This window comes from Vibrio sp. 10N.222.46.A1, from assembly GCF_041473595.1.
GTDB classification, from domain to species: domain Bacteria; phylum Pseudomonadota; class Gammaproteobacteria; order Enterobacterales; family Vibrionaceae; genus Vibrio; species Vibrio tasmaniensis_A.
Genome location: NZ_JBFRSN010000675.1, coordinates 1 through 3,788, shown reverse-complemented (window position 1 = coordinate 3,788; position 3,788 = coordinate 1). Strand labels below are relative to the sequence as shown.

The 3,788-nt window shown below is 44.4% G+C and carries 4 protein-coding genes; all 4 read right to left on the bottom strand.

The window, feature by feature from the left end; all coding sequences use genetic code 11:
- A partial coding sequence (locus AB4496_RS18190) for a chromosome partitioning protein ParA (protein ID WP_372131553.1) occupies nt 1-558 on the bottom strand: 558 nt, incomplete at its 3' end.
- Nucleotides 558-2,657, bottom strand: a complete 2,100-nt coding sequence (locus AB4496_RS18185; RefSeq protein ID WP_009846758.1) for an SLBB domain-containing protein — start codon at nt 2,655-2,657, stop codon at nt 558-560. The genes AB4496_RS18190 and AB4496_RS18185, both read right to left, overlap by 1 nt.
- Nucleotides 2,654-3,490, bottom strand: coding sequence for an OmpA family protein (locus tag AB4496_RS18180; protein WP_009846757.1), 837 nt, complete (start codon nt 3,488-3,490; stop codon nt 2,654-2,656). Before AB4496_RS18180 ends, AB4496_RS18185 begins: the two co-directional genes overlap by 4 nt.
- A gap of 62 nt (nt 3,491-3,552) precedes the next feature.
- Nucleotides 3,553-3,788: STAS domain-containing protein (locus AB4496_RS18175; protein ID WP_372131551.1), on the bottom strand; the 236-nt coding region annotated here is incomplete at its 5' end.

Here is a 3,788-nt window from a genome sequence, read left to right as displayed (position 1 = left end):
GTTCATCACACAACCCATAAGATTGATACTCTGCGCATCAAGCAGCTTTTTCGCTTGCTCTAGGTGGTGACTAGAGGTTTCACCATAGGCGACAACCATCAATGTACTATCACAAGCACTCGCGACAGATTGCGCCGGAATGTTGCCTTTGTTTATGTTGAGAAGTGGTGAGGTATCAATGATGACTCTATCGTATTTGTCTAACCATTTGTTCACCACTTTTTGTAACGTTGTCGGATCTTTATAAGCCAATTGCGTTGATGCAATTTGTGGAGCAGGGACACCGATAAACGTACGATGAGACTCGACATGTTCAATTAACTGTCCCTGTTGATTGTCTTCCAACATGTTCAAATCTTTAAAAGCAGGATTGTATAAGTTGAGGTCAACATAAAGCGTAGAATGACCAGCAAGGAGAAAACGCTCGGCTAATGCAGTTGCAATAGAGGTTACCCCGTCACCTGAATGACAGGCAGTCACGCAAATCGATTTCTGTCCGTTAAGTTCAGAAGCTAGATACAGTTGTTCTACTTCTGCTTGGATTGCTGAAATAGTCATTATAAAGCTCCTATTAAGACGATCATTGTTGTTAGACGTAATATGTCTTCTAGACCTACACGAGCTTTTTCCATAAAGCTCTCACGGCGATCTGGGATGTAGATAGTGTCACCAGCGCGCAGTACTGGTAGGTTGTAAATATTGGCTGTTTTGCTGAATTCAACAAGGTCGAAGGTACGAGCTTGGCCTTGGCAACAAGACATATTCACAATGGTAATTTTCTCTACGTAAGCATTGTCGGTAGGGCCTGCCGCTTCTGCCAATATATCTAAAATGGTCATGTTGTCGTTAAACACATAGCGACCTGGGTTGTTAATCGCACCAAGCACACGAACGGTTTCTTCTTTCGGTGTATCTAACCAGTTTTTACCTTTCTCTGGGATATAAATAGTGTCACCTGTGGTTACATTTGGCAGTAACGATTCGTCACCGGTTTCGAAGTACAACGATAAATTGAGTTTGCTTACTTTAGAGTAGGTTTTATCACGGTGAGTCACACGCACGTTGTGTATATCGGCATCCTTAGTAGGCCCGTCAGCTGCAGACAAAATGTCAAGAAAGTGCATGTCTTTGGTGAAGCGGTAACGACCCGGTGCATTCACTTGTCCAAAAATGTAGATCGAAGCATCAGAGCTTTGACGTACCCATTGAGATTTATTGTCTGACGGATCTTGTGGCAAGTCGTGGACACGGACGATAGAGCCTGCACGAATTTGTGGCATCAGATCTCGTGGCGCACCATTTCTGATGAAATCATCAAGATTAAACACAACCAACTTTCTACCCGTCACGACTTCAATTTTCGATGTGTCAGCGCGTAGCGTGGGGCCGCCGACGTGTGCCAATAATCCCATGAAGTTCATTTCATCTGACCATTCTATACGACCAGGTCGATTCACCTCACCAATCACGTTAACTGCTCTGTCTGGTGCAATCTTTAACCAAGATTTCTCGTTCATGTCGGTTTTCTCAGGAACAAAGATCGCGTCACCGGCTTTAATATTCGGTGGGTTAGAGTTAGGCAAGCCTTCAGTGTAAGCCGCTAAATCGAATTTAAGTACTCGACCATCCGCTTTGATTACGCGTATTTGACGCGACTCTGCAAATCGAGTTGGGCCGCCAGCATTGGCAAGGATATCCATGAAGGTAGCGTCTCTCTTTCCTTCAAAAGCGCCAGGGGCAGCGACTTCACCCATAACGTAAACCATGTTTGCGCCGGATTTGATCTCTTCCTCTTGCTTCGGCACAAAAATCGTTGCACCTGGGCGTAAGATTGGAAGTAGGCTTTCGTCACCAGAATCCAAATAACGCTTAAGGTTGAACAGCGTAGGCGTGTTGTTTGAAATTACTCGGATTTGCTCAACACTGGCATAACGAGTAACACCGCCCGAGCGCATTAGTACGTCGACAAGATCGGTGCTCTCTTTATAAGTGAACGACCCCGGTGCATTTACTTCGCCAAATACTTTAATTGAATTGCGAGAGTCAGCACTGTCACCAGAGTTAGCAAGCTTTGCTGCATCGAACTCTTGTTCAATATTGCCTACTAATGGCGATGCTGGAACAAAAAGCGAATCCAGTGATTGCAGATTAGGTAGCGATGATTCGTCACCTGAATCAAGGAAACGTTTGTAGTTAAACTCTTTCTTGTCCGCGCCTCGCTTAAGAATCAATTTGTCCAGTTGTGCTCCTGGACGTAATCCACCGGCTGCGTAAAGCGCCATTTGGATGCTAGAACCCAATGCCAGTGTGTATTCGCCAGGCTGTTCGACATAACCCTGAACGTAAATAATGATTTGTTGTTCTTTGACGTACACCGAAGCGTTCGAAAGATCTTTATAAGCGGTAGCCAGTGATTCTAGAACGACTTTGTTAAGTTGCTCACTGTCATAACCGGCAACAAATACGGCGCCAACTTCAGGAAGGGTAATGCGGCCACGTTTATCCACTTGGAACCCTGTGTTCAACGTACTTTCACCGGGTACGTTAACTTGGATAAGGTCACCGACTTGAACCGCGTCTGAAAACTCTTCGCTCGCATTCACGACACTCGTAAAGCTTAACGATAGGGTGATGATAAAAGCGATCAATAATTTCATAATCCACCTCCCATTTTCTCGGCATTTTTAGGGGAGATAATTTCGATACTCACTCGGCGGTTAGTTAAACGCGTACCGTCTGATTCGCCTTCAAAAAGAGGGACAGTTTCACCAACAGACACGGCTTTAATTCGCTGAGCACCTAAGCCAAAAATAGTTAGGTAACGTTCGACTTGTTTAGCACGTCCAAGTGCTAAGTCATCGTTAAATTTTTCGGTACCCGTAGCATCGGCATGACCCGTAACAACAAGGTCTAGAGATTTATGTTTATTCAGTAGTGTGGTCGCCTCGGCAAGTCTTCCCATGTACTTGGGATTGACTTCGGTAGAGTTTTCCGCGAATTGGTTGTCAACATTAAGCAGGTCATACAACTGTTCGATAACCGACAATTGCATTCTAAATTGGTTTTCATTTTTTGGTGGTTCACAGCGGGCTTGTGAGGTCACATAGTCCAGTTGGACTTCAAGTTCGTTTAAGCGTTTTCTTTGAATGACTAGGTCGTTGGCCGCATCTAGAAGCAGGCCTCCTTGTAGTTCACGAGCGATACGATTTTGCTTCTCTATCGCTTGCACAACAGCAGCGGGGAAGCACCAACGGGCGCCTTCTTGAATCAAGGCATCAAGATGTAATTTGGCCAGTTGCCAATCAAAACGTAATCCGTGTTCAGGACCAAGAGGTTCGTCTGGCATGACAGGAGAAAAGTCGGAATTTTGGTAATTAATAGAGTCATAACTTTCAGCCAAACCGCCGGTGCCTTGTTCAGGGTAGCTAGTACAGCCACCTAGAACCAAAGCAGACAGAGAAAGGGCTATGTAGTTTTTCAGTATTTTCATGCCAACGTCCTATGTTTTTACTTTTTATTATTATGTTTTGTTACTTCTAGCTTAGTGGATCTTCATGAATTTGTAGGATTTTTTGAATTTACTGGGATAGCGTGGCCAATACGTAGCAAGTTCATAATTTCAAGAGGCTGGCCAGTCACATTTTCAAGTCGCATGTTGCGCTCTCGCTCAGTTAGGCGTTTGAACATGTAAACAATTGCGCCAACACCAGATGAATCTAAAAACTCAACTTGGCTAAAATCAACTTCGATTTCAGGGTGGCCATCATTTGAGATTACATCGTCAATAT